The sequence below is a fragment of the Pseudoclavibacter sp. 13-3 genome (assembly GCF_021168475.1).
In the GTDB taxonomy this organism is placed as follows: Bacteria; Actinomycetota; Actinomycetes; order Actinomycetales; family Microbacteriaceae; genus Pseudoclavibacter_A.
The window spans coordinates 64010-91003 of sequence record NZ_JAJOZT010000004.1 but is presented as its reverse complement, the minus strand read 5'-3'; the positions used below and the strand labels follow the sequence as shown (position 1 = coordinate 91003).

Here is a 26994-nt window from a genome sequence, read left to right as displayed (position 1 = left end):
GGGGGTGCGAGGGGCGTGTGCCGGGGTGTCTTCGAACGGCGCGTCTCTCGTTGAGTAGTTCGCCCGACGAGGCAAGTGTAGCGAGACATGAAGAGCGGCGCCGGCCAACAAGGTACCGACGCCGCTTGGAAAGCCCCGAAGAGCTCTCGATCCGATGACAAGTCTACCGCGAAAGCCGGTCGACCGCTGCGAGCATGTCACGCCTCGCGGTCAACATCGCCTCGATCTGCGGGCGCTGCTCAGTCGCCCACGCCGCGGCCTCGGCGTTCGCTGAGGCCAGTTGCGGTGCGCCCCATCTTGCAAGTTCCAGCTGCGCGGCAGCCAGCTTCTGACCCAGCTCCACGTCATTCGCCCGGCCTTCGACGGTGATCGTCGGGAACGGGCCCAGCAGCGACACGTTCGCCGCAGGACGGCCCAGCGCGTGCGGGTTCGGGCGAGATCCCAAGATTTCCCGAACGTAAGCCGTGTTCGCCCCGGCCGTCGGCAGCCGCAGCTCGGCGGTGATCCGGTCGACGGCACCGGGTGTCGGTCTGACGTCGAGGCGACCGAACACGTTTGCGAACGCACCCAGCTGCTCGATCGCGCGGCCCATGCGGGCGACCGTTGCTTTGTCTCCCACGAGTGCGGCGAGCTCGGACGTGGTCTGTGCCTCGGTAACCCGCTCGGTCGGCCACGCGGCGTGCAGGTGCTCCGCGGCGATTGCTGCGGTCACGACTTCGTCGACCTCAAGCCCGGTCTGGTTCGAGAGCCACGCCCAGGCCGTACGTGCGAGCCACAGCACGGTTACAGGCTTCGGGTCTGGCATGATCTCAGCGGCGAGCACGGCCGGCTCAACCTCGGGCAGGCGGCGGTCGTATGAGCCCGCGACGATGCGACGATCAAGGGCGGTGCGGGCCGCGGCGAGGGCTTCCTCGAGCGGGCGCTCAGCGAACAGTTCAATCATGGTGTTTCCTCTCTCCGTACAGGTGCGGCCCCGCCACGTGTATGTGACGGGGCCACTGGTACTGCAGGTGTGCGCTACGCGCCGATCTTGACGATTCTGTTGGGCTGGGGGAAAGCGAACCCGACGCGGCTGACTGCACGGATGCCGATGCTGTCCGACGTGAAGCGTGCCGAGGTGTCAACGTCCACGCGCGCATCCTCGCGGATGACGACGTACGATGCTGCTGACGGGATCGCCCAGACGACGCCGGGCTCGACGTGCGCGCTCACCAGGAGTGGCACACCGAGAACACTGCGACTCACGCCGTTCTGCGCGTCGCCACCGAGGAGCAGAGCATTCGACCCTGCACCGGTACGCACCTTGGCGAGAGCGCGGGCGACCTCGGGGGTCGTCACGAAGGTGTTGACCGCGGCACCCTTGGCCTCTGCGGCCGCCAGCGCGTCGATGAAGGGATCGAAACCGGTCGTCGGATCAGCTTCGACGGTCTGCACGCCGGGGAGGTCGGGCAGACCAGCGGAACGCACGGTCGACGCGCCGCGACTGGTGAAGAACGCTTCATCCAGCTGGTTCGCGAGGTCGCGCACGAGGCCGTCAGAGAGCACGTCAGCGGCGGCCGGGTCGGTGTCGTCAGCAGCTTCGTTGGTCAGCCACGTCAGCGCCGCGATCTTGAAGATGTCGACCGGCACGTCGCGCGCGCTGCCCTCGGATGACGGAATCTCGTCGCCCTCGGCGACCCACGAAGAAGTGGGATCGCTCGCGACGATCGGGAACCGGTAGTTTCGGGTGTTCGTCCGGACGACGGTCGACACTTCGGTCGCGACCGAAGTGGAGGCGAGCGGGTCGAGGAGCATCGGGCCGATCTCTGTGCGCCCGAAGACGCTCGTCAGATCAGAATTTGGGAGGGCCATAGGCCAATTTCCTTTCGGGTGTGCCGAGACACGTGTGCCACGGCGATGAGGTGTGTGAATGTCGGCGAGCTCTGCTCAAGCCGGTGCCCCGCTGGGGCGCGAGGGCCGCGCGCCTGGCACGACACCCTCACACCCAGCGTAGACCTTCTCAGCGTCGACTGTCCCGGATCGCTTCCGCCCACGACTGCGGGCGCGACGGCTGTGGTCTCACCGGCTGAGAGCTGTGCTCTGCAGCCCACGCGGCCGGATCACGCAGCGTCAGCTTGAGATCGAAGTGCTCGATCAGCCGCTCTACGATCTTGCGGCCAGCCCTGCGCTCGACCCGATCGCGCGGCAGATCGTACGTGACCTCCTTGCCGCCAGTCGAGCGCGGGTCGAGGGCGCGCCGCTCGTCAGGGGCGGCCTCCATCTCCGCCTGCACCGCTGCGGCGAATGCGTCGAACGTCGACGGCGGCTCCACCTTCGCCGCAGCCAAGTACGGTCGCTCGGCCACTAGGTCGGCAACAGCAGCTTCCACGGCGTCGCCATCAACTTCGCCCCGGGCGTCGAGCAGATCAGCGACATCGACGCCGCCCAGCTCGAACAGCAGTGCCGGATCGGTCAGCCCGGTAGCGGCCGCCTCAATCTTGCCCCGCGCGATCTCAGAGCGCAGCGCATCGAGGTCACTCTGCAGGCTGTCACGTGCCGCCTCCGCCTCGCGCAGCTCTTTCCTGTACCGGGCGGCCTCAGCGTTGCCCCGGCCACGTGTGCGGCCTTCCTCGTGCTGTTCAGCGGCGCCCTCCTGTGGCGAGGTGCGGTCGGCACGGTCGCCCGTCTCGGGGAGGTCGGGGGATGCGATGTCGTTGCTCTCGTTCTGCTTGTCTTCGTTGTTCTCGTTGTTCTCGTTGTTCACGGCCACTGTGGCCTCCTTCATGAATCGTCTGAATACTGGTTTGCGGCGTGTTCACCGAACGCACGTAGCGCTCGAAAGCCACTTCTTTCGCCGGCGACCAACCCGGCGTGTTCTCAGTCATGGCGTCGTGCCCGCCGATATTCGAGCTCCGCCTTCTCGGCCTCGTCAATCAACGCCAGGCCCACCTTCATCGCACCTCGCGGGCCGAACCTCGCAACCTCGATACCGTCACGGCGCAACTCGAATCGCGGATGCCCGTCACGCTCGACGCGATGCACAGTCCACGGGGACTTACGGCTGGGCATCAGCCGCCCCTTCCACGGGCGCGTAGACACCGACCGCGATCCGACGCACCAGCCCTGCCCTTGCGGCGCGCGACAGTCTCGACTGCACCGTGCCCAACCGAGATCCCGGATGAGCGCGGTGCAGTTCTCGCGGTGTCACGCCTCCGGGGTAGCGGCCGACCTCCTCGGCCAGCTCACGGATGCTCGCGGCCGGCCGACGCGGCAGACCCGCAGCTTCGACCTCCCACGGCGCATCCAGCACGCCGAACCGGCGGTGCGCGTCGGCAAGCATCGACTCGAGCAACCGCACCCGATTCGCACCCTCCGGTGACCACTCGACGACCAACCGCTTCAGCTCGTCGACGATCATGCTCTGCAGCCCGATCGCCCGGCGCAAGTCGTCGGCGGTGGCGCGCTTCTTCTTGTCGGCTTCTGCTTTTCTCTCAGTTGCTTTGTTGTCTTCGGCCATAGCCGCAGTCCTTCCACTTGAGTTGTCCACAGGTCACTCGCGTGCGTTCGCTTGCGAATGCACTTCAGATTGCGTGTTCATCATTGAGTGTTCTTTTGCGTGTTAAATGCGTGTTCTAACGAAGTGCAGTTACTGCACCGCTGAAGTGCAGCAGCTGCCCCGACGGAAGTGCAGATGATGCATAAACGGAAGTGCAGCAGCTGCCCCGGTTCTGCATCATCTGCACTTCCGTCTGCACTTCCGTCACCGCCCCGGGCCCTCACCGAACGGCCCGAAAGCCGCTGCCAGCACCTTCAGCGACGCGACGTAAGTCTGATCGCGTGCCTCAGCGAGAGCGGGCCGCACCTTCTTTAGCTGCTCGGGCGTCATCTCACGAAGCCGGTCGGCCAAGTCACGAGCCCCAAGATCCCGCTGCTCACCGAACGCCTCTTCGAACGCCTCAGCCTCGTCGGATGCCTGCGTCTTCGCGTAGTAGAACGCACTCTCGAGATCGCTTTCGACCTCGGAGTCGAACGCGAGCTCGTAGACGATGCCGAACTTGCGCCCCGCTGCGCTGACTCGCGCGCGCTTCCCGATGATGCCTCGCAGCTCAAGTTCCTGCGTGGCCAACTTCACCGTTCGCACCGGCACGTTCGTGCGCTCGTGCAGGTCCTGCACCGAGGGCCAGGCGGCACCTTCGTCGACGTTCCATCGATCAGCGAGCGCGAGCAAGACGTGAGCGGCGTTGGGGCTGAGCCTCGGATGAAGACGTGGCTGCCGGAATGCCCACCGCATCACGGCTCCCTTCACGTTCGCTGAACCCATATGCACCTCCCTCCGTGAGCGCGGTGTGCACGATGCTCGCCGCAGCCAGCACGAACATCGCGAACCCGCCGACGGTGTCGACCATCAGAGACCACCCCCTCGACCGTCCTGCTGCGGCTCAACACAACGAGAGACCGGCCGGCGAACCTCACGCTGTTCCTCGGTGATAGCCACGGCTTGCAGTGCAGCGATCACAGCCGGCACGAGCGCTGGGTCGACCTCGGTGCCATCGAGGTCCGACCCATCGCTCGCCTCGAGCACGACTTCCGCGTCGAGCACCACCCCTGTGCTCAGAACCTCTGCCTCGTATCGCGCCCGCACCGGCTTGGTGCCCGCCCAGGCGCCGACGTAGCGCCCGCCCGCATGACGCGGCGACAAGTCAGCAGCTACAGCCCACGTCGGCGGCTCGGTGCCTGCGATCGACTCAACGCTCATCGGTGTCTCCGCCCGCACGATTCGCCGCCGCAGTGAGATGGGCTGCGTGCTGCCGGGCAGCCTCGGGCGTCAGCTCCACGATCTGGTCGCCGATGACCACCTTCACTCTGCCCAGCACACTGCTCACGAACACCTCGGAACCATCCAGCGCGTGCACGGCATACGGGGCGCTCTCATCTGGTGCGAGAAACCTGGCTTCGCCTGTCAGCCACAACGATTCGGCGAGCTGCACCAGCGCCGTGGCCAGATCGCGTGCCACAGCGGCCGAGCGAACGATGATGTCCTGATCGACGCCATCGCCTCGGTCGGTGACCACGATCGCAGCGGGCTCGACCTTCGCGCGGGCGCCGGTATGAGCAGCCCACTGCTCGGCGCGCACGGTCACGGCGGAGTCGTGTTCGAGCGTGATCACAGCGCTCGTGGCGACGCTCACCTCGAGCCCGTCACCGTCGTGCGTGCGTTCGACGGTAGCGGCCCAGGTCGGGCGCGGGGCAGCAGTGTTGGTAGAATTAGTGTCAGTCATTTCGATGTCCTCTTGCTTGTTGATGTCGGTGATGTTCTTGGCCTCGTCGTGTGTCACCACGGCGGGGCCGTTTTCGTCTTCTCTGGTCATCGCGCGACCGCCTCTGGTGCTGTGCCATAACGGGCGCTCGACTCGATCCACTCGTCAACGTCGTCAAACTTGTAGCGGATCGTCCGAGGCGTGGGCGCGTAGTAGCGCGGCCCGGTTCCCGTGAAGCGCAGCTGAGCGAGGTGGTCGCGCGTGAAGCCGTATCTCTCACACACCTCTTTGATCTCCCGCCAGCGCTGCCCGTACGAGACGGCCTCGCCGGTCTCTGCCGCCGGTCGTTCCGATGTCTTCGTCATTGTTCCTCCTCCGTAATTCAGTGGCTGTGTAATCACACCCTACACCACTTTAGGGAGTTGTGTAACAACACACGAACTCTAATGAACTGAAGCCCATGATTGGATGGCGCGTTTCAGGATGCTCTAGAGTGATCGCATGAGCGTCACAGCCGCCTGGATCGGCCAACAGCGAGGTGTCGCCCCCGAGCACATGCGAGTCGAGATTGCACCCGGGGTCACTGTGCCCAGATTCGCGTACATTGACGTCGCTGACGAGCCGGGCATTCCGCTCACGATCAATCTGAGCGTGGTTCTCGACGGAGACACTTACCGCGTCGATCTCATGAAGATTCGTCGCACCGCCCCAGGTGACGACGTGAACCTAGTTGCGTTGCGGTCTGTGCGTGTGCATGAATTTGTTCAGAGGGGCTTGTCGGATATCGCCCACGATGCAAACGGCAACCCCTTTAGCCCGCTCGCTCCGTTGGATGAAGACGTTCTATCTGGCTACCGTGCTGAGCCGGGTGGTGCCGCGACGTTGCAGGCGGTCGCGATGACATACCGGATGGCCACTCTCTTGAGTATGAGGCCTGCGAAAGCTGTCAGAGAGCGTTTCCGGCTGACAGAGGCTACGGCTACTGTTTGGATCCGTCGCGCGCGTGACCGGGGGATACTCGAGCCAGCAGGGCGCAAGGTTGAGCCCTTGCCTCTGCATACCTTCGAGTTCGTTCAGCGCGATGTGTTCGAAGATCAGGACGTGTAGAGGCTGATCGTGCCTGTATACGAGTACACGACCAAGTCGGGGGAGAAGCGGTACACAGTCAGATACCGCAAGCCTGACCATTCGCTCGCGCGCAAGTCTGGGTTCGCTCGTAAGTCGGACGCACAGAAGTTCCTTCACCAGGTCGAAGCCGAGAAGTTGTATGGCACCTACGTCGATCCGCGCAAAGGCAAGATCACGGTTGCAGAGCTCGGCGAGTCTTGGATGGCTGCGAAGAAGGGCGGGATCAAGGCGTCAGCGTACCGGCCGCTTGAGATCGACTGGCGGCTCAGGGTAAAGCCACGCTGGGGGAGCACCCCCGTTGCGACGATCACCCGGTCAGACGTGCAGGCATGGCTCACCGAGATCGGCGCCACTCGATCCGGTACTGTCGTGCGCCGCTGCCGCGGCATCCTGTCGGGCATCCTCGGTGTCGCCGTCGCTGACCGGCGCATGGTCAAGAACGTCGCCTCCGATCGCGGCTACGTGGACAAGCTGCAGCTCGTTCCCAAGGGCCAGAAAGAACGCCGCTACCTCACCCATGCCCAAGTGGCGCTGCTGGCCTCCAAGGCTCGCGCAGGGTGGCGGCGGGTACTCGTTTACACACTCGCTTACACGGGCCTGCGGTGGGGCGAGGCGGCCGCTCTGCGGATGCGCGACGTCGACTACGGGAAGCGTCACCTACGGATCTCGAAGAACAGCGTGCAGCTCGGCGGGGCCGGCACTGACGAGACCACGACGAAGAGCGGCAAGACCCGCGTCGTGCCCTTCCCGAAGAAGCTCACCCCGCTGCTCAAAGCCCTCACCGCAGGTAGGCGCTCGGACGGCCGCGTGTTCGGCGATGATCCCGAGAAGCCCATACGACAGCCGTACCCGCGCGATGGGTGGTTCGCCCTGGCCGTGAAGAAGTCACACGACGATGACGAGGGGTTCCCGCTGGGGCTCACACCGCACGATCTCAGGCACACCGCAGCGTCGCTGATGATCTCCTCCGGGGCGAACGTGCTCGTCGTGCAACGGTGCCTCGGCCACGAGTCCGCGCAGATGACGCTGGACACCTACGCTGACCTGTTCACCGACGATCTCGACGCCGTCGCCGAAGCTCTTGACGGGCGTCTGATCGTGTGATGTGTGCCTATATTGTGCCAGGCAGCCGGTGAAAGCACTGCTTCTCCCCAGTGATTACTAGGGGAGAAGGGTGGTGCCCAAGGTGGGAGTCGAACCCACACGCCCTTTCGGGCAGAGCATTTTGAGTGCCCCGCGTCTGCCATTCCGCCACTTGGGCCTGCGTCGTCGTCGGCCGGCCGCTGACCGGCCGCTGACACACGGCCGACGTCATCATACCGTAAGCTAGATGCGTGAGTGATGAAACCGCAGCCCCCAAACCGATGCGACGCGTCGTCGTCGCCGAAGACGAGTCGCTCATCCGCATGGACATCGTCGACACTCTGCAAGACGCCGGGTTCGACGTCGTGGGCGAGGCAGGTGACGGTGCGAAGGGCCTCGAGCTCGCTCGTGAGCTGAAGCCCGATCTCGTCGTGTTCGACGTCAAGATGCCTGAGATGGACGGCATCACCGCCGCTCAGCACATCACCGACGAGGGCATCGCCCCTGTCGTGCTGCTGACGGCATTCAGCCAGAAAGAACTCGTCGAACGAGCCTCCGAGGCGGGCGCCATGGCCTATGTGGTCAAGCCCTTCACCCCGGCAGAGCTGATTCCGGCGATCGAGATCGCGCTGTCGCGTCACGCGCAGTTCAAAGCCCTCGAAGACGAAGTCGCCGACATCGTCGAGCGCTTCGAGACTCGTAAACTGCTCGACCGTGCCAAGGGCCTGCTCAACCAGCGCATGGGCATGACCGAGCCCGAGGCCTTCCGCTGGATTCAGAAGGCCAGCATGGATCGCCGCGCCACCATGCGCGAGGTCGCACAGGCGGTCATTCAGCAGCTCGACCCAGACCACGGCAAAGAGCACAGCAGAGGCGACCACCACGGCAAGGGCGATCACCACGCGTCGAAGGCCGAGCATCCCAAGCCGCATCACGACGATGCCGAATAATCACTGACGGGTTCAGACCGTCACCGAGCGCTGACACGCAGACAGACGCCGCACCGAGACGAACCGGTGCGGCGTCTGTCGTCTGTCAGCGGGGTCAGGCGTTGCGCAGAAAGTTGGTGATCCGCACCGTCGAGACGAGGCGATCCTGCTCGTCGGTGATCGTGATCTCATGCGTGGTCAGCGTGCCGCCGAGGTGCAGCGCCCGGCAGGTGCCGGTCACGGTGCCGGTGCGCACCGAGCGAGTGTGGGTCGCATTGATCTCGATGCCCACGGCGACCTTGTCGCGATCGATGGCGTGCACGTTCGCGGCGAATGACCCGAGGGTCTCGCCGAGCGTCACATAGGCTCCGCCGTTGACGACGCCGTAGGGCTGGCGGTTGCCCTCGGCGGGCATCGTCGCCACGGCCTCGTCGGCCGAGAGGCTCACCAACGCGATGCCCAGCTTCTCGGCGAGCTCGCCGAGCGTTCCGCGCTGCTCCAGCAGGCGCCGGGCGGCATCCGTTCGGGCTGCATCGATGATCGACATGTGTCCTCCTTCAGGTCGGTGATGTGCAGAACTGGTCGTGCAGCAGAGGATACCCCGCCGTCGCGGCCCGCATGAGGCGAGCACGGCTGCGCGATCATTCGCCGGGTAAGGTGGTGGGCGTGACTGACACCTCCCGAGACACTCTGATGGTCATCGACGGGCACTCGCTCGCCTTTCGGGCCTTCTACGCTCTGCCCCCCGAGAGCTTCCAGCTCGAGTCGGGGCTGCACACCAACGCCATCCACGGCTTTCTGGGGATGCTGCTGAACCTGCTGGACAAGGAGCGTCCGACCCGCATCGCGGTCGCCTTCGACCTGTCACGCCACTCGTTCCGCACCGAGGAGTACCCCGAGTACAAGGGCACGCGCGGTGAGACGCCCGAGGAGTTCAAAGGTCAGGTCGAGCACCTGCAGCAGGTGCTCGAGGCGATGAACATCACGGTCATCACCAAAGAGAACTTCGAGGCCGATGACATCCTCGCCACGCTGAGCCTGGTGGCCGAGCAGGCCGGCGAACGCGTGCTGGTGGTCAGCGGCGATCGCGACACCTTCCAGCTCGTCGACGAGAACGTGACGCTGCTCTACCCGGTCAAGGGCGTCAGCCAGCTGGCCCGGTTCACGCCCGACGCCGTGCAAGAGAAATACGGTGTGCCGCCCGAGCACTACCCAGACATCGCCGCGCTGGTCGGCGAGACCAGCGACAATCTGCCGGGCGTGCCCGGAGTCGGGCCCAAGACGGCCGCCAAATGGATCAACAAGTACGGCGACGTCAATGACATCATCGCCAGCGCCGAGACGATCACCGGCAAGGTGGGCGAGAGTCTGCGGGCGCATATCGGCGACGTCGAGCGCAACCGCCGACTGAACCGACTGCGCCGCGATCTCGAGCTGCCCGTGGCCCTCGACGATCTGTTGGTGCGCGGCGTCGACCACGAGCGCGTCGAACAGGTCTTCACCGAGCTCGAGCTGCGCACCATGAAGGCGCGCGTTCAGGGGCTCGACGGGCAGCTGCACAAAGTCAGGCAGCGTGCGGTGCCGGTCAGCGGCATCGATGTCGACGCGAGCGGCGCGGTCGAGGGGACCACGGCATCCCCGGTCAGGCAGACGCACAACGGCGGTCTGCCGGTGCCGGTGATCACGGCCGAGCCGCCGGCTGCGGTCGTGGCCGCCTCGGTGCCGGCGCTGCTCGCCTGGGCCGCGTCGCTGGGCGCGGATGCCACAGTCGGTCTGGCCTTCGAGGTCGCCGACGGCAGCCCGATCGCGATGGCGCTCGCCACGGCAGACGAGTCGCGCGTGGCCGCGCTGCCCGACAGCTCGGACACGACGAGCCGCGCCGCGCTGCACCAGTGGCTCGCCGGCGAGCACCCCAAAGCGGTGCACGGGCTCAAGCAGGCGCTGCACGAGCTCGACCGTGCGGGCATCACCGCTGCGCGTGACCCCGAGGAGCGCAGCGTGGGCGAGGCCGTCGGCGGGGTCGTGCTCGACTCCGAGCTGGCCTGGTATCTCTTCGACTCGACGCGCAGCGACTATTCGCTGCGGGCGAGCGAAGACCTCTTCTTCACCTCGCAGTTCGAGCACGAGGCCGCCGACGAGACGCTCTTCGACGTGGCCGGCGAGGTCGATGACGCTGCCTCGTCAGCCGCCGGAGGCTCTGCGATCGCATCGGGGGCCGATCGCGACACGGCGCTCGCGGCGTGGCAGACCCTCGTGCTCGGCCGCGAGCTCGTGCGCTCGCTCGACACCACGCGCGGCGGTCAGGTGCTGCGCGACATCGAGCTGCCCCTCTCGCCCGTGCTGGCCAAGATGGAGGCGACCGGCATCGCGGTCAACGTCGACGGGCTCGAGGAGCTCGGAGACAGCTTCGCCGACAAGGCCCGTGACATCGCATCAGAGGCGTACAAAGTCATCGGCCACGAGACGAACCTGGCGAGTCCGAAACAGCTGCAGCAGGTGCTCTTCGACGAGCTGGGCATGCCGAAGACGCGCAAGACGAAGACCGGCTACTCGACCAACCAGGCCGCCCTCACCGCCCTCTACGAGCAGACTCAGCATCCGTTTCTCGACCTGCTCGCCGCACACCGCGACGCGACCAAGCTCGCCCAGATGGTGGTCAGCCTGCGCCGCACCGTCGCCGACGACGGCCGCATCCACACCACGTACCAGCAGACGGGCACCGCGACCGGTCGCCTGAGCTCGACCGACCCCAACCTGCAGAACATCCCGGTGCGCAGTGAAGAGGGGCGGCGCATTCGCGACCAGTTCGTCTCGGGCTCTGAATACGAGACCCTGATCAGTGCCGACTACTCGCAGATCGAGATGCGCATCATGGCCCATGTCTCGCGCGACGAGGGGCTCATCGAGGCGTTCAACTCGGGCGAGGACCTGCACCGCTACGTCGGGTCGAAGGTGTTCGGGGTGACGCCCGACGAGGTGACGCCCGAGATGCGCTCGAAAGTCAAGGCGATGAGCTACGGGCTCGTCTACGGGCTCAGCGCCTTCGGGCTGGCCAACCAGCTGCGCATCTCACGAGACGAGGCCAAAGACCTGATGTCCGGCTACTTCCGTCGATTCGGCGGTGTGCGCGACTATCTGCGCAACGTGGTCGAGCAGGCTCGCGTCGACGGCTACACCGAGACGATCTACGGCAGACGGCGCCCCTTCGGCGATCTGCACTCCCGCGACCGTCGCGTGCGCGACAACGCCGAGCGTGCCGCGCTCAACGCGCCCATCCAGGGCAGCGCCGCAGACATCATCAAGCTCGCGATGCTCGCCGTCGATCGGCGTCTCGCGACGCAGGGGCTGCGCTCGCGGCTGCTGCTGCAGGTGCACGACGAGCTCATCCTCGAAGTGGCCGACGGCGAGCTCGACGCCGTGCGCGGCCTCGTCACCGACGCGATGGGCAACGCGGCCAGCCTCGATGTGCCGCTCGACGTGCACATCGGCGTCGGCACCAGCTGGAACCGAGCCGCGCACTGATGAAAGTCTCACTCACCACCCGTGTCGGCGATCTCGCCGAAGAGCAGATCGTCGCCATCCTGCGGCAGGCGTACCCGGTCGGGAGGCACCCGACCGAGGTCGAGAACGACGACGCCGCGGTCATCACGGTGACCCCCGGCCTGCGCCTGGTGACCTCGAGCGACATCCTGATCGAGCACGAAGACTTCGTCTTTCCCGAGTTCAGCGCCTACGACGTCGGCTGGAAGACGGCTGCGGTCAACCTCTCAGACATCGGTGCGATGGGTGCACGGCCGACCGGTCTGGTGATGGCCCTGGGGCTCGGGCACGACGCGACTGTCGCCGACCTCATCGGGTACGCGCGCGGGGTGCGCGACGCGGTCGGCGAGCTCGCCCCACAGGTGTCGATCTGGGGCGGCGACCTCTCGCACGCACGACTGTTCACCTCGCAGGCGACCAGCTACGGCGAGGTGGCCGAGCCGGTCACCCGGGGCGGGGCGCTGCTCGGCGACGTGATCGCCTATGCTGGCCTGCTCGGGTTCGCGGCCGCCGGCCTGCGCATTCTGATGGGCGAGCGCACCGACGACCCCGACCTGCGCGGTCTCGAGCGCACGGGCACGATCCAGCATGCGGTGGATGCCCAGCTGCGCCCGCATCCGCCGGTCGCGCTGGGTGCTCGTGCGGCCGCGTTCGGCGCGCACTCGCTCATCGACGTGTCAGACGGGCTCGCGCGCGACGCCGCCAGAATCGCCGCAGCATCCGACGTCACTCTCGACTTCGTCTCAGGTGCGCTCGCCGCCCGCTGCGCCGATCTCGGCTGGACTCGTCACACGCTCGGCGTCGACCCGTGGGAGCTGGTCATGGCCGGGGGAGAGGACTTCGGCCTGCTCGGCACGTTTGCGGCCGATGCCGAACTGCCCGAGGGGTTCGAGGCGGTGGGCACCGTGATCGAGCGCGGCGACCACGGCGTGCTGCTCAGCGGGCGGCCCACGGAGTACCTGGGGTTCGACCACTTCAGGCACAGCTGAGCGACGCCCCGGAAACCGCGGCGTGTCGCGGGCGATGTGTTTGCCCTGGGCTTATCAGACCCGGTAGTGTTGCACAATGGGTCATGCTCGAACCGAGTGAGATCCACACCTACATCCATCGTCGGGAGCAGTAGAGTGCGGCCAATGCCGGGCTCGCCCGACCTGAGCAGCACACGCACTGGAGTACCCACTCAATGTCAACTGAAATCGACCAGAAGGCCCCCGAGCAGATCGCCGTCAACGACATCGGCTCATCAGAGGACTTCCTGGCAGCGGTCGAAAAGACGCTGAAATTCTTCAATGACGGCGACCTGATCACAGGCACCGTCGTCAAGATCGACCGCGACGAGGTACTCCTCGATGTCGGCTACAAGACCGAGGGTGTCATCCCCTCACGCGAACTCTCGATCAAGCATGACGTCGACCCCGACGAGGTCGTCAAGGTCGGCGACGAGGTCGAAGCGCTGGTTCTTCAGAAAGAAGACAAAGAAGGCCGCCTCATCCTGTCGAAGAAGCGTGCGCAGTACGAGCGCGCCTGGGGCGACGTCGAGAAGATCAAGGAAGCCGACGGTGTCGTCAAGGGCACGGTCATCGAGGTCGTCAAGGGCGGCCTGATCGTCGACATCGGCCTGCGCGGCTTCCTGCCCGCATCGCTGATCGAGCTGCGTCGCGTGCGCGACCTGACCCCGTACCTGGGCCAGGAGCTCGAGGCCAAGATTCTGGAGCTCGACAAGAACCGCAACAATGTGGTGCTGTCGCGTCGTGCGCTGCTCGAAGAGACCCAGTCGGCCACCCGCACCTCGTTCCTCAACGAGCTGCGCCCCGGCCAGATCCGCAAGGGCGTCGTCTCGTCGATCGTCAACTTCGGCGCGTTCGTCGACCTCGGCGGCGTCGACGGCCTCGTGCACGTCTCGGAGCTCAGCTGGAAGCACATCGAGCACGCGTCAGACGTGGTCAAGGTCGGCCAGGAGGTCACCGTCGAGGTGCTCTCGGTCGAGCGTGACCGCGAGCGCGTCTCGCTGTCGCTCAAGGCGACGCAGGAAGATCCGTGGCAGGTCTTCGCCCGCACCCACGCCATCGGCCAGCTGGCCCCCGGCAAGGTCACCAAGCTCGTTCCGTTCGGCGCGTTCGTGCGTGTCGCCGACGGCATCGAGGGGCTGGTGCACATCTCAGAGCTCTCGAACCGCCACATCGACCTCGCCGAGCAGGTCGTGCAGGTCGGCCAGGAGGTCTTCGTGCGCATCATCGACATCGACCTCGACCGTCGTCGCATCTCGCTGTCGCTCAAGCAGGCCAACGAGGGCATCGATCCCGAGTCGACCGACTTCGATCCCGCGCTGTACGGCATGGTGACCGAGTACGACGAGCAGGGCAACTACAAGTACCCCGAAGGCTTCGACCCCGAGACCAACGAGTGGAAGCCCGGCTTCGAAGAGGCCCGCGAGAAGTGGGAGCAGGAGTACGCCAAGGCCCAGGCTCTGTGGGAGGCCCACAAGAAGCAGGTCGCCGAGCAGAACGCCAAGGAGTCAGAGGCCGGCTTCGGTGCAAGCGAGTCGACTTCGGCGACCTCGTACAGCTCGAACGAGCACGAGGGCACGCTGGCCGACGATGCGTCGCTCGCCGCGCTCAAGGAGCAGCTCGAGCAGCACTGAGTTCGTCGGAGCGTCTGAGGCACAGGGAGACCTGCTGAGCTGAGACGTTCCGGGAATTCTGACAGAGGCCGCCCCGCACGCCGATCTTCGGTGTGCGGGGCGGTCTTGCGTGTGAGCGGTAGAGTTGAGACATGCCGACCGTCATCGCACTCACTGGTGGAATCGCTGCAGGCAAATCGACTGTGGCCGGCATCTTCGCCCGACAGGGCGCCCGTGTGATCGACGCCGACCAGGTGTCCCGTGAAGTCGTCGAACCCGGGCAGCCCGCGCTGCAGCAGATCCGCGATACCTTCGGCGACGAGGTGATCAATGCCGATGGCACCCTCGATCGCAAGGCTCTGGCCGAACGGGTCTTCAACGATCCGGCGAAGCTGGCGCAGCTGAATGCCATCGTGCACCCGCACGTGCGCGACCGCGTGGCCGAGAAGATCGCGAAGGCGCCGGAGGAGTCGATCGTGATCTATGACGTGCCCCTGCTCGTCGAGGCAGGCGTGCCCCAGTCGTTCGACGCCGTCGTGACCGTCAGCGCCCCCGAAGAGGAGCGCATCGATCGCCTGATGTCAGACCGCGCGTACACCGTCATCGAAGCAGCCCAGAGGGTGGCCGCACAGGTCAGCGACGAAGATCGCGAGGCGATCGCCGACTTCGTGGTCGACGCCTCTGGAACGATCGCCGACACCGAGCGCAACGCCCTGCAGGTCTGGCACCAGATGGCCTCGGCATACCTGTGACCGACGATGACGGCGGATGTTCAGCGGCGGGAGCCGAAACGCCCGGCTGGCATCGTGGCAGGCTCAGCCCTTCGACGGGCGCAGACGGTCTGAATCCTCACTGACAAAGCCGAGGGGCTCCGCTACCATTGGGGCCATGAGCACCACATTCGCCCAAGACATCGAGGCCGAGCGTTTCGTTCTGCGCGATGAAGCCGGTGCGCTGCTCAGCGCAGTCGACTACTCCATCAATCGGCAGTCGGTCATCGCGCTGACCCACGTCTTCACGCCGCCGGCGCTGCGCGGTCACGGCTACGCCGGGCAGGCTGTCGAGCAGGCCGTCACGCTGATCAGCGAACAGGGCGGGCTCCGCATTCGTCCGACCTGCTGGTATGCGGCGAGATGGTTCGAACGGCATCCTGAGTGGAACTCCATTCTCGCCGACTGAGACATCGCATTCGAACATAGGTTCGATCTCTGGCGTTTCTGCGACTAGACTGTCAGCGTGCAGCCGACCCGTGAAGTGCGACCGTTCGAGGTCGTCAGCCCGTACCAGCCCTCCGGCGATCAGCCTCAGGCGATCGACCAACTCGTGCGTCGTCTTCGCGACGGCGAGCGTGACGTCGTGCTGCTCGGTGCGACCGGCACCGGCAAGTCCGCGACGACTGCGTGGCTCATCGAACGCCTGCAACGACCCGCGCTCGTGCTCGCGCACAACAAGACGCTGGCGGCCCAGCTCGCCAATGAGTTTCGCGAGCTGCTGCCGCACAACGCCGTCGAGTACTTCGTCTCGTACTACGACTACTATCAGCCCGAGGCCTACGTGCCACAGACTGACACCTTCATCGAGAAAGACTCCTCGGTCAACGCCGAGGTCGAACGACTGCGCCACTCGGCGACGCGCTCTCTGCTGAGCCGGCGAGATGTGGTCGTGGTCTCGACCGTGTCGTGCATCTACGGTCTGGCCACACCAGACGAATACCTGCAGGCGATGCTGCCGCTGCACGTGGGCGACCGCATCGATCGAGACGAGCTCGTGCACCGTTTTCTCGACATGCAGTACAAGCGCAACGACGTCGAGTTCGTGCGCGGCAACTTCCGGGTCCGCGGAGACACCATCGAGATCATCCCGGTCTATGACGAGCACGCGATTCGCATCGAGCTCTTCGGCGACGAGGTCGAGTCGCTCTCATCGCTGCACCCGCTGACCGGTGAGATTCTGAAGACCGAAGACGCCGTCGCGATCTTTCCGGCATCGCACTACGTCGCGAGCGACCAGACGATGCGGCGCGCCATCGGCGAGATCCAGGACGACCTCGACGTGCGGCTGCACGAGTTCGAGAAGCAGAACAAGCTGCTCGAGGCCCAGCGACTGAAGATGCGCACCAGCTACGACCTCGAGATGCTCGAGCAGATCGGCTTCTGCAGCGGCATCGAGAACTATTCGCGCTACATCGACGGGCGTGCGCCCGGCGAGCCCCCGCACTGTCTGCTCGACTACTTTCCCGATGACTTTCTGACCGTCATCGACGAGTCTCATGTGACGGTGCCGCAGATCGGCGGCATGTACGAGGGCGACGCCTCTCGCAAGCGCACGCTCGTCGAGCACGGCTTCCGTCTGCCCAGTGCGATGGACAACCGCCCGCTGCGGTGGAACGAGTTCGAAGACCGGGTCGGTCAGACCGTCTACCTCTCGGCGACACCCGGCCAGTACGAGCTGTCGCATGCCGACGGCGTGGTCGAGCAGATCATCCGCCCGACCGGGCTGCTCGACCCGCTCGTCGTGGTCAAACCGTCCAAGGGTCAGATCGACGACCTGCTCGAGCAGATCAGACTGCGCGTCGACCGCGACGAGCGGGTGCTGGTCACGACGCTCACCAAGAAGATGGCCGAAGACCTCACCGAGTTCCTCGCTGACAACGGCGTGCGGGTCGAATACCTGCACTCAGACGTCGACACGCTGCGCCGAGTCGAGCTGCTCACCGAGCTGCGACGCGGCACCTTCGACGTGCTCGTCGGCATCAATCTGCTCAGAGAGGGTCTCGACCTTCCAGAGGTCAGCCTGGTCGCCATCCTCGATGCCGACAAAGAGGGGTTCCTGCGTTCCACCACTTCGCTCGTGCAGACGATCGGTCGAGCCGCGCGAAACGTCAGCGGCGAGGTGCACATGTACGCCGACACCGTCACCGACTCGATGCGTCGCGCCATCGAAGAGACGAATCGGCGCCGCGAGATCCAGAAGCAGTACAACGACGACCACGGCATCGACCCCCAGCCGCTGCGCAAGAAGATCGCCGACATCACCGACCAGATCATCCGCGAAGACCAAGACACCCAAGAGCTCATGTCCGGTCACGGGCGCAGAGCTCGGGGCGCCGCCAAGCACGGCCGCGGCCATCAGAGGACGGCCGATGCAGTCGGGGTCGAGACCTCGATCGGCTCCGCCGGTGATACCGGTCCGGCACCTCGGTTCGAAGACGCTCACGGCATCGAGGAGCTCTCGAAGCTGGCGGCAGAGCTCAACGAGCAGATGCTCCAGGCGGCCAAAGAGCTGCAGTTCGAACTGGCGGCGCGCTTGCGCGACGAGCTCAAAGACGTGAAGAGCGAACTGCGCAGCGTGCAGAAGGCCGACCTCCGATGAGCATGACGTCCCAGGACGCACCCGCATCACACGGTGCGGCATGACGGCGCACACATAGATCGAGCCGCTCGACCACGGCATTCCCGCAACTCCACCCTGCAGCACCGACGACCATACGAAGAAGAGCACCATGACGCATCAGGTCAGCACCAGCGCACAGAACGGCGGCGCATCCCCTCACAGCGACACGACAGCGCAGACTCGCGCCGCGCGACCGGCCGACACGCATGAGCAGTCAGCCGATGAGGCACACAGCTCGCATTCGGGTCATACCCTCAGACGACCCAACGACCGCATCGAGGTGCGTGGCGCCCGGGTGCACAACCTGCGCAACATCGACGTGAGCTTTCCCCGCGACTCGCTGGTGCTCTTCACCGGGCTCAGCGGTTCGGGCAAATCGTCGCTCGCCTTCGACACCATCTTCGCCGAGGGCCAGCGCCGTTATGTCGAGAGCCTCTCGGCCTACGCGCGTCAGTTCCTCGGGCAGGTCGACCGCCCAGACGTCGACTTCATCGAGGGGCTGAGCCCGGCGGTCTCGATCGATCAGAAGTCGACGAATCGCAACCCGCGATCGACCGTGGGCACCATCACCGAGATCTATGACTACCTGAGACTGCTCTTCAGCCGCGCGGGCACGCCGCACTGCCCGGTCTGTGATGCGGTGGTGCAGCGTCAGACGGTGCAGCAGATCGTCGACGAGCTGCTCAAGCTTCCCGAGGGCACCCGCTTCCAGGTGCTCGCGCCGGTCGTGCGTCAGCGCAAGGGCGAGTTCGTCGACCTGCTCGCCGATCTCCAGGCCCAGGGCTTCGCCCGGGCGGTCGTCGACGGCGAGACCGTGCAGCTCTCTGAGGCGCCCAAGCTGAAGAAGACGTACAAGCACGACATCTCAGTGGTCGTCGACCGCCTCGTGGCGCGGCCCGGCATCAGCACACGACTGACCGATTCGGTCGAGACGGCGCTGAAAGCAGCGGATGGCCTGGTGATCGCCGATTTCGTCGATCGTCCTGATGACGACGAGCCGGGGGAGGGCCAGCGTGTCTTCAGCGAGGATCTCTCATGCCCGAACGGGCACACCATCACCGTCACCGACTTCGAGCCGCGCACCTTCTCGTTCAACGCGCCCTTCGGCGCCTGCCCGGAGTGCTCCGGTCTCGGCACTGCGATGAGTGTCGACGAAGATCTGGTCATCGGAGACCCAGAGGCATCGATTCACGACGGAGCGATTTTGCCGTGGAGCACGCAGAGCAAAGGTCTCTCGCACTTCTTCGAGCACGTGCTCGAAGGCCTGGCAGATGAGAACGGCTTCTCGCTCGACACGCCGTGGCACAAGCTCAGTGCGACGGCGCGGGCACTGGTGCTCAACGGCAAAGACTTCAACGTCAAGGTGCGTTACCGCAACCGCTTCGGACGCGAGATCAAGTACACGAGCGGCTTCGAGGGCGTGCTGCCCTATGTGCACCGGCACTGGCTCGAAGCCGAGAGCGATGCTCAGCGCGACCGCTACGAGCCGTATCTGCGCGAGGTGCCCTGTGCCGTGTGCCACGGTGCCCGCCTCAAGCCCGAGGTCCTCGCGGTCAAGGTCGGCGGCCGCAGCATCTGGGACGTCGTCAAGATGCCGCTCGACCAGACCGCCGAGTTCTTCGGCCGCCTGCGTCTCGGCCAGCGTGAGACGGCGATTGCAGAGCCGGTGCTGCGCGAGGTGCGTGCCCGACTCGATTTTCTGCTCGAAGTCGGCCTCGACTACCTCTCGCTCTCACGCACGGCCGGAACGCTCTCTGGCGGTGAGGCCCAGCGCATCCGCCTGGCGACGCAGATCGGATCGGGCCTGACCGGCGTGCTCTACGTGCTTGACGAACCCTCGATCGGCCTGCACCAGCGCGACAACCGACGACTGATCGCCACACTGCGCAAGCTGCGAGATCTCGGCAACACGCTGCTGGTGGTCGAGCACGACGAAGAGACCATTCAGGCGGCCGACTGGATCGTCGACATCGGCCCGGGGGCGGGGGTCAACGGCGGCCGGGTGATCCACTCGGGCAGCTACGAGGCGCTGCTGCAGAACCGCGACTCGATCACGGGAGACTATCTGGCTGGGCGTCGCAGCATCCCCCTGCCTGAGAAGCGGCACCGCACCTCGAAGCAGCGGCAGATCTCGGTGGTGGGCGCTCGCGAGAACAATCTGCGCGACGTCGACGTGAGCTTTCCGATCGGCGTGATGACCGTGGTGACCGGGGTCAGCGGTTCGGGCAAGTCGACGCTGGTCAACGACATTCTCTATCGAGTGCTCGCGCAGAAGCTCAACCACGCGCGCAACGTGGCCGGCAAGCACACCCGCATAACCGGTATCTCTCAGCTCGACAAAGTGGTGCACGTCGACCAGAGCCCGATCGGCCGCACGCCCAGGTCGAACCCGGCCACCTACACCGGCGTTTTCGATCAGATTCGCAAGCTCTTCGCCCAGACGCCTGAGGCGCAGGCCCGCGGATATCTGCCCGGCCGATTCTCGTTCAACGTCAAAGGAGGCCGCTGCCAGGCCTGCAACGGTGACGGCACGCTCAAGATCGAGATGAACTTTCTGCCCGACGTCTACGTCGACTGCGAGGTCTGTCACGGCGCCCGATACAACCGCGACACGCTGGCTGTGCACTACAAGGGCAAGAACATCGCCGAAGTGCTCGACATGTCCGTCGCCGAAGCCGCCGAGTTCTTCAAACCGATCAACAGCATCCACCGCTACATGAAGACGCTGGTCGACGTCGGACTCGGCTACGTGACTCTCGGCCAGAGCGCCACCACGCTCTCGGGTGGCGAGGCCCAGCGCGTCAAGCTGGCCACCGAGCTGCAGCGACGCTCGAACGGGCGCAGCGTCTACGTGCTCGACGAGCCCACCACCGGGCTGCACTTCGAAGACGTGCGCAAGCTGCTCATCGTGCTGCGCGAACTCGTCGACAAGGGCAACACGGTGATCGTGATCGAGCACAACCTCGATGTGATCAAGAGCGCCGACTGGATCATCGACATGGGTCCCGAAGGCGGTTCCGGAGGCGGCACGGTCGTCGCCGAGGGCACCCCGGAAGAGATCGCACGGGTGCCCGAGAGTCACACCGGGGCGTTCCTGGCCGAGATCTTCGACCGCGCGGCCGCGAAGCCCGTGACGAAGAGCAGGGCGACGAGTTCTGCCGGAAAGACCGACTGACCTTGGCCGAAGACATCTCATGGCGGCCGCGCACGGGCGACATCCCGTCGAAGCCGGGCGTGTACCGATGGCTCGACGTCAACGGCCGCGTGATCTATGTCGGCAAGGCGAAGAACCTGCGCGCGCGGCTGAGCAGCTACTTCGCGCCGCTGCACACCCTGCACGAGCGCACCCGGCGCATGGTCACCACCGCCCGCGAGCTACGGTGGACGATCGTGGGCAGCGAGTTCGAGGCGCTGCAGCTCGAATACACGTGGATCAAAGAGTTCGACCCGCCGTTCAACGTGCAGTTCAAAGACGACAAGTCGTACCCCTACCTCGCGGTCACCATGTCCGAAGAGATTCCTCGGGTCACGATCACGCGCGGGCGGCACAAGAAGGGCGACCGCTACTTCGGGCCGTACGTGAAGGTCTACGACCTGCGCTCGACCATCGACTCGCTGCTCAAAGTGTTCCCGATGCGCAGCTGCAAGACGTCGACGCTCAAACGCGCCCAGCGCATGGGCAAGCCCTGCCTGCTCGGCGACATCGGCAAGTGCTCGGCCCCCTGCGTCGGTCGCGTCTCGATCGACGAGCACCGCGAGACCGCGCAGCACGTGATCCGCTTCATGGCAGGCCAGGACCAGACCTACATCCGCGACCTGCGTCAGCGCATGCAGCGGGCCAGCGACGATCTCGAGTTCGAACAGGCGGCCAGGCTGCGCGACCAGCTGCAGGCCCTCGACTCGGTGCTCGCGGCGACAGCGGTCGTGCTCTCAGACCACGAGAACGCCGACGTGCTCGGCATCAGCGACGACGACCTGCACGCCGCCGTGCACGTCTTCATGGTGCGTGGCGGGCGCATCCGCGGGGTGCGCACGTGGCTGATCGACAAAGAGCTCGAGATGCCCGACGACGAGTTTCTGGCGCAGGCGCTGCAGCACGTCTATCTCGATGACGCGGATCGCCCCCTGACGGTGCCGGTGCAGATCCTGCTGCCCGAGATGCCGGCTGATGCCGAGGCCGTCACCGAGCTGCTCGAACGTCGGCGGGGCGGTCCGGTCCATCTGCGGGTGCCGCAGCGCGGTGAGAAGCTCTCGCTGCAGCAGACGGTCACCACGAACGCCGCTGAGGCGCTGCGTCAGTACAAGATGAAGCGTGCCAGCGACTATGTGGCGCGCAGCAGCGCACTGAACGAGATCGCACAGGCGCTGGGCATGAGCGAGGCGCCGCTGCGCATGGAGTGCTACGACATCTCCCATCTCGGCGGCACCGATGTCGTGGCCTCCATGGTCGTCTTCGAAGACGGCCTGCCCAAGAAGCGGGACTACCGCAAGTTCTCGATCGTGGGCACCAACGATGACACGGCATCGATCCACCAGGTCATCTCGCGCCGGCTCGCACATCTGCGCGAGCAGGAAAGCCCCGCGGGCTCGCCAACGGCCGCGCCGCGAGATCCCCGGCAGAATTCGTTCCAGTACTTTCCGAGTCTCATCATCGTCGACGGTGGTGCACCCCAGGTGGCGGCCGCGAAACGTGCGCTCGAAGAACACGGCTTCGCCGACCGCATCGCCCTGGCCGGCATCGCCAAGCGTCTCGAAGAACTCTGGACGCCGGATGACGACTACCCGGTGATCCTGCCGCGCAACAGCGAGGCCATGTTCATGGTGCAGCGCATCCGCGACGAGGCCCATCGATTCGCGATCACCTATCAGCGCAGCTCTCGCACCAAAGCGTATGAGACCGACCTCGCCGCCGTGCCGGGCATCGGCGACCGTCGTGCACGCGACCTGCTGCGCCACTTCGGTTCACCGGCCCGTGTGGCCGAGGCTGGCATCGAAGAGCTCTGTGCCGTGCCCGGCATCGGCGAGACGACGGCTCAGAGACTTGCCGAATGGCAGCACCGCAATCGGGCTAAGGTTGATGAACATGAAGGCGAGCGTGAGCGAGACAGTGCAGAGTGACCCCGTGCAGACGGACTCTGCGACGTCCGAAGGCGAACAGCCGAGCTCAGAGCGCAACGAGTTCCTGATCCTGACCGGGCTCTCCGGGGCCGGCCGGTCGACAGTCGCCAACGCCCTCGAAGACATGGGCTGGTACGTCATCGACAACCTCCCGCCCAAGATGCTGGTGCCGCTGGCGCACTTCGTCGAAGACGGAGAGCACGAGATTCGACGTCTGGCGGTGGTCATCGACGTGCGCGGCGGCACCGTGTTCAGCGATCTTGACGCGCAGCTGGACGCGCTCAACGGTCTCGCCGTGCCGATCCGGGTGGTCTATCTCGAGGCGAGCGAGGCCGAGCTGGTGCGCCGCTTCGAGAAGGTGCGGCGCCCGCACCCCCTGCAGAGCGGCGGCACTCTCGTCGAACGCATCCGTGCCGAGCGGCAGCTGCTCGTCGGCCTGCGCGGTCGTGCCGACACGATCATCGACACCACCGGTCTCAACGTGCATCAGCTGACCAATCGCGCCTTCGACCTCTTCGGCGGTGACCAAGCCGATACCGTCACCGTCACGATCACCAGCTTCGGCTTTAAATACGGCATTCCGCTCGACGCAGACATGGTGGCCGACATGCGCTTTCTGCCGAATCCGTTCTGGGTCGAAGAGCTTCGAGCGCACACCGGCACCGACGACGATGTGAGAGAATATGTGCTCGGCCAGCCAGGAGCACAGGAGTTCCTGAGTGACTACGAGCGTGTGCTGAGCACGGTGATAGACGGGTACCTGCGTGAGAACAAACGTCACGCGATGTTCGCCTTCGGATGCACAGGAGGAAAGCATCGCTCGGTGGCCACGGCGAACGAGATGGCGCGCAGACTGCGCAAACACCCAGATCTCACCGTCGAAGTCACACACAGAGACCTTGGAAAGGAATGACCCGCGGTGCCACTGACAGCCCAAGTCAAACAGGAGCTCATGAGGCACCGATACCCGACCGGTCGACTGCGCGCAGCTGAGCTCGCCAGTCTGCTGCGTTTCGCGGGCGGTCTGCATCATATCTCCGGTCACATCGTCATCGAGGTCGTGCTCGACTCGGCTGAGCTCACCGAACGAGTGCGGCGCGGTCTGGCCGAACTCTACGGTGCGCCGGCACAGCTGGTCGAGAGCGTCGGGGCGCCCGGCGAATACGTGCTGCGCATTCCTCGCGGAGGAGAGATCCTCGCTCGACAGACCGGCATGACCGACGCTCGCAACCGCCCGGTGCGCGGTCTGCCCAGCGCTTTGGTCAACGGCTCTCCCGAGATCTCCTGCGCCGTGTGGCGAGGAGCCTTCCTCGCAGCGGGTTCGTTGAGCGATCCCGGCCGCAGCTCTGCGCTTGAGGTGGTCTGCCCGGTCGCCGAGGCCGCGATGGCCCTCGTCGGCACGGCGCGTCGTGTCGGCGTCGTCTCGAAGGCGCGTGAGATCCGCGGCTCGCACCGAGTCGTAGTGCGCGAGCCTGAGGCCATCTCGACCATGCTGCGGCTGCTCGGCGCGACGAACACGCTCGAAGAATGGGAAGAAGTGCGCCATCGCCGTGAGGTGCGAGCCAACGTCAACCGGCTGGTGAACTTCGACGACGCGAACCTGCGTCGTTCTGCTCAGGCGGCGGTCGCGGCGAGCGCACGTGTCGAGCGGGCGCTCGAGATCCTCGGCGATGACATCCCCGATCACCTCCGGCAGGCGGGCGACCTGCGCCTGCAGCACCGTCAGGCGAGTCTCGACGAGCTGGGTCGTCTCGCCGACCCGGTGCTGACGAAGGATGCCGTGGCCGGTCGCATCCGTCGACTGCTCGCGATGGCAGATCGCCGGGCCAAGGATCTCGGCGTGCCCGGCACCGAGGCGAACGTGCCAGACAGCGTGCGCTGATCGGCCTTCGTGCAGGGTCAGCGCTGTCTGAAAGCGATTGACCGAACACGCGTTTCGCGGTCAGTGAACGTCACCCGACTTTGCGCGTCTCGGACGGTTTTCACAGCCGCAGCTGAGTACACTCGCACACAGGACGGTCGGTCTCGACCGTCTCATCTGTGAACTGTGAGGAGTTGTCATGTCTGTCTACACCCTTCCCGATCTTCCCTACGATTACTCGGCGCTGGAGCCGTCGATCAGCGGAAAGATCATGGAGCTGCATCACGACAAGCACCATGCGAACTACGTCAAGGGCGCCAACGGCGCACTCGAGAAGCTTGAGGCCGCTCGCGCAGGCGGCAGCTACGGCGACATCAACCAGCTGGAGAAAGACCTCGCCTTCAACCTGGCCGGTCACGTCAACCACACCATCTTCTGGACCAATCTCGGCCCCGACACACAGCGTCCCGAGGGCGAGCTCGACGCCGCCATCACCGAGTTCTTCGGCTCGTTCGAGAACTTCCAGGCGCAGTTCGCGGCCGCGGCTCTGGGCATCCAGGGCTCGGGCTGGGCGGCCCTGTCATGGGACAGCCTCGGTCAGCGCCTGATCATCGAGCAGCTGCACGATCACCAGTCGAACCACGCTGCGGCGACCGTGCCGGTGTTCCTGGTCGACATGTGGGAGCACGCCTTCTACCTCGACTACCTGAACGTGAAGGCCGACTACGTCAAGGCCATCTGGAACATCGCGAACTGGCAGAACGTCGCCGAGCGCTTCGCGGCCGCCAAGACCGGCACCCAGGGCATCATCACCCTCTGACCTTTCGAAGGCTCGAGGCGAACCACCGTCTGAGCCCACAGGCCGAGAGACACTCCCGGTCGACCGAGCACCCCACGCATCCGACGGATGCTGTGGGGTGCTTCGCGTTTCGGGCATCGGCGCCGCTGCGGTCGTCGACCTCGTCGCGCGTCCGGACGGCGGATGCGGACGGAGTTCAGTAGAATAGGTGCGGCGGGGCATCTCCCGTCGCATACGTGACGCATCGAAGCATCGAAGGAGAACGCTCGTGACAGTTCGGGTTGGGATCAACGGATTCGGTCGCATCGGCAGGACTGTCCTGCGTGCGGCCCTCGACCAGCAGGACACCAATTTCGAGATCGTCGCCGCGAACGACCTCCGCGACCTGGAGACCCAGGCTCATCTGCTCAAATACGATTCCGTGCACGGCATCTGGGACCACGAGGTCGAGACGGCTCCCGGCAGGCTCATCGTCGACGGCCGTGAGATCACCGCGCTCAGCTCGCGCGATCCTCGCGAGCTCGGCTGGGGCGATCAGGGCGTCGACATCGTGATCGAGGGCACCGGCAAGTTCAACGACGCCGACAACGCCCGAGGCCACATCGAGGCGGGGGCCAAGAAGGTCATCATCACGGCTCCGGCCAAGCACGAAGACGCCACGTTCGTGATGGGTGTCAATGACGATCTCTACGACCCCGAGCGCCACGACGTCATCTCGAACGCGTCGTGCACGACGAACTGCCTCGCGCCGCTGCTGAAGCCGTTCCTCGACACTTTCGGCATCGAACGCGGTCTCATGACCACCGTGCACGCCTACACCGGCGATCAGCGCCTCGTCGACTCCAAGCACAAAGACCTGCGTCGTGCTCGTGCGGCCGCGATCAACATCGTGCCGACCACGACCGGCGCCGCCAAGGCCATCGGCCTCGTCATCCCAGAGCTCAAAGGCAAGCTCGACGGCTACGCCGTGCGCGTGCCGGTGCCCGACGGCTCACTGACCGACGTGACGATCGAGTCGTCGAAGCCGGTGACGGTCGACGACATCCTCGCCGTGTACCGCGAGGCGGCCGAGACGACGCTCAAGGGCTATCTGCAGTACAGCGAGGCTCCCATCGTCTCGAGCGACATCGTCGGTAACAGCTACTCGACCGTCTTCGACGCACCCCTGGTGCGGGTCGTGGGCAGCACGGTGAAGCTCGTCGGCTGGTACGACAACGAGTTCGGGTACTCCAGCCGCGTCGTCGACCTGACCAAGCTCGTCGCATCGAAGCTGGGCTGAGCGCGCA

24 protein-coding genes and 1 tRNA gene are annotated in these 26994 nt (G+C 65.6%); 15 read left to right on the top strand and 10 right to left on the bottom strand.

What is annotated here, in order from left to right; all coding sequences use genetic code 11:
• Positions 1-163: 163 nt before the first annotated feature.
• The 8 genes from LRX77_RS07940 to LRX77_RS07905 form a co-directional block, all read right to left on the bottom strand.
• On the bottom strand, positions 164-943 hold the full coding sequence (locus tag LRX77_RS07940) for a hypothetical protein (RefSeq protein ID WP_231832373.1): 780 nt from the start codon (positions 941-943) through the stop codon (positions 164-166).
• 74 nt (positions 944-1017) lie between these two features.
• Entirely contained in the window at positions 1018-1851 is an 834-nt protein-coding gene (locus LRX77_RS07935) for a phage major capsid protein (RefSeq protein WP_231832372.1), read from the bottom strand.
• Positions 1852-1999: 148 nt separating this feature from the next.
• On the bottom strand, positions 2000-2749 hold the full coding sequence (locus LRX77_RS07930; protein ID WP_231832371.1) for a hypothetical protein: 750 nt from the start codon (positions 2747-2749) through the stop codon (positions 2000-2002).
• A gap of 285 nt (positions 2750-3034) precedes the next feature.
• Entirely contained in the window at positions 3035-3496 is a 462-nt protein-coding gene (locus LRX77_RS07925; protein ID WP_231832370.1) for a hypothetical protein, read from the bottom strand.
• Between the two features lie 243 nt (positions 3497-3739).
• Entirely contained in the window at positions 3740-4300 is a 561-nt protein-coding gene (locus LRX77_RS07920; protein ID WP_231832369.1) for a helix-turn-helix domain-containing protein, read from the bottom strand.
• Between the two features lie 84 nt (positions 4301-4384).
• On the bottom strand, positions 4385-4735 hold the full coding sequence (locus LRX77_RS07915; protein ID WP_231832368.1) for a hypothetical protein: 351 nt from the start codon (positions 4733-4735) through the stop codon (positions 4385-4387).
• Positions 4725-5348: a hypothetical protein gene (locus LRX77_RS07910; RefSeq protein WP_231832367.1), complete on the bottom strand. Its 624-nt coding sequence runs from the start codon at positions 5346-5348 to the stop codon at positions 4725-4727. Before LRX77_RS07910 ends, LRX77_RS07915 begins: the two co-directional genes overlap by 11 nt.
• The gene (locus LRX77_RS07905) at positions 5345-5602 is read right to left on the bottom strand and encodes a helix-turn-helix transcriptional regulator (protein ID WP_231832366.1); all 258 of its coding nucleotides are present in this window, start codon (positions 5600-5602) and stop codon (positions 5345-5347) included. The genes LRX77_RS07910 and LRX77_RS07905 overlap by 4 nt, the downstream gene beginning before the upstream one ends.
• Positions 5603-5738: 136 nt before the next feature.
• On the opposite strand from LRX77_RS07905, the gene LRX77_RS07900 reads away from it, so the two are divergent.
• Together LRX77_RS07900 and LRX77_RS10535 are read left to right on the top strand one after the other, a co-directional pair.
• Positions 5739-6344: a hypothetical protein gene (locus LRX77_RS07900; protein ID WP_231832365.1), complete on the top strand. Its 606-nt coding sequence runs from the start codon at positions 5739-5741 to the stop codon at positions 6342-6344.
• Between the two features lie 9 nt (positions 6345-6353).
• The gene (locus tag LRX77_RS10535; RefSeq protein WP_231832364.1) at positions 6354-7469 is read left to right on the top strand and encodes a tyrosine-type recombinase/integrase; all 1116 of its coding nucleotides are present in this window, start codon (positions 6354-6356) and stop codon (positions 7467-7469) included.
• 71 nt (positions 7470-7540) lie between these two features.
• Here the strand turns inward: LRX77_RS10535 and LRX77_RS07890 are convergent.
• A tRNA-Leu gene (locus LRX77_RS07890) sits at positions 7541-7626 on the bottom strand.
• 103 nt (positions 7627-7729) lie between these two features.
• Here LRX77_RS07890 and LRX77_RS07885 point away from each other — a divergent pair.
• Positions 7730-8398 (top strand): ANTAR domain-containing response regulator, encoded by a 669-nt coding sequence (locus LRX77_RS07885; protein ID WP_231832535.1) that lies wholly within the window; start codon positions 7730-7732, stop codon positions 8396-8398.
• 94 nt (positions 8399-8492) lie between these two features.
• Here LRX77_RS07885 and LRX77_RS07880 read toward each other — a convergent pair whose 3' ends face one another.
• Positions 8493-8924 carry a PaaI family thioesterase gene (locus tag LRX77_RS07880; RefSeq protein WP_231832363.1) on the bottom strand — a complete coding sequence of 144 codons (432 nt, stop codon included), beginning with the start codon at positions 8922-8924 and terminating at the stop codon, positions 8493-8495.
• 146 nt (positions 8925-9070) lie between these two features.
• On the opposite strand from LRX77_RS07880, the gene polA reads away from it, so the two are divergent.
• The 12 genes from polA (at position 9071) to gap (ending at position 26987) form a co-directional block, all read left to right on the top strand.
• Entirely contained in the window at positions 9071-11899 is a 2829-nt protein-coding gene (gene polA, locus LRX77_RS07875; RefSeq protein WP_269453809.1) for a DNA polymerase I, read from the top strand.
• Positions 11899-12906 (top strand): thiamine-phosphate kinase, encoded by a 1008-nt coding sequence (locus LRX77_RS07870; protein WP_231832361.1) that lies wholly within the window; start codon positions 11899-11901, stop codon positions 12904-12906. The genes polA and LRX77_RS07870 overlap by 1 nt, the downstream gene beginning before the upstream one ends.
• A 194-nt stretch (positions 12907-13100) precedes the next feature.
• The gene (gene rpsA / locus LRX77_RS07865) at positions 13101-14558 is read left to right on the top strand and encodes a 30S ribosomal protein S1 (protein ID WP_158031534.1); all 1458 of its coding nucleotides are present in this window, start codon (positions 13101-13103) and stop codon (positions 14556-14558) included.
• 131 nt (positions 14559-14689) lie between these two features.
• Positions 14690-15289, top strand: a complete 600-nt coding sequence (coaE, locus tag LRX77_RS07860; RefSeq protein WP_231832360.1) for a dephospho-CoA kinase — start codon at positions 14690-14692, stop codon at positions 15287-15289.
• Positions 15290-15425: 136 nt separating this feature from the next.
• On the top strand, positions 15426-15716 hold the full coding sequence (locus tag LRX77_RS07855; protein ID WP_231832359.1) for a GNAT family N-acetyltransferase: 291 nt from the start codon (positions 15426-15428) through the stop codon (positions 15714-15716).
• A gap of 57 nt (positions 15717-15773) precedes the next feature.
• Positions 15774-17909 carry an excinuclease ABC subunit UvrB gene (gene uvrB / locus LRX77_RS07850; protein WP_231832358.1) on the top strand — a complete coding sequence of 712 codons (2136 nt, stop codon included), beginning with the start codon at positions 15774-15776 and terminating at the stop codon, positions 17907-17909.
• A gap of 130 nt (positions 17910-18039) precedes the next feature.
• Positions 18040-21105, top strand: coding sequence for an excinuclease ABC subunit UvrA (gene uvrA, locus LRX77_RS07845; RefSeq protein ID WP_231832357.1), 3066 nt, complete (start codon positions 18040-18042; stop codon positions 21103-21105).
• Positions 21106-21107: 2 nt separating this feature from the next.
• Complete coding sequence (gene uvrC / locus LRX77_RS07840) at positions 21108-23048, top strand: excinuclease ABC subunit UvrC (RefSeq protein ID WP_231832356.1); 1941 nt, start codon at positions 21108-21110, stop codon at positions 23046-23048.
• Positions 23026-23961: an RNase adapter RapZ gene (rapZ, locus tag LRX77_RS07835; protein WP_231832355.1), complete on the top strand. Its 936-nt coding sequence runs from the start codon at positions 23026-23028 to the stop codon at positions 23959-23961. Before uvrC ends, rapZ begins: the two co-directional genes overlap by 23 nt.
• A 6-nt stretch (positions 23962-23967) precedes the next feature.
• A complete protein-coding gene (whiA, locus tag LRX77_RS07830; RefSeq protein ID WP_231832354.1) occupies positions 23968-24930 on the top strand; it encodes a DNA-binding protein WhiA in 963 nt (320 codons plus the stop codon).
• 178 nt (positions 24931-25108) lie between these two features.
• Positions 25109-25729, top strand: coding sequence for a superoxide dismutase (locus tag LRX77_RS07825; protein WP_231832353.1), 621 nt, complete (start codon positions 25109-25111; stop codon positions 25727-25729).
• A gap of 247 nt (positions 25730-25976) precedes the next feature.
• Positions 25977-26987 (top strand): type I glyceraldehyde-3-phosphate dehydrogenase, encoded by a 1011-nt coding sequence (gap, locus tag LRX77_RS07820; protein ID WP_231832352.1) that lies wholly within the window; start codon positions 25977-25979, stop codon positions 26985-26987.
• The last annotated feature ends 7 nt before the right edge of the window (positions 26988-26994 follow it).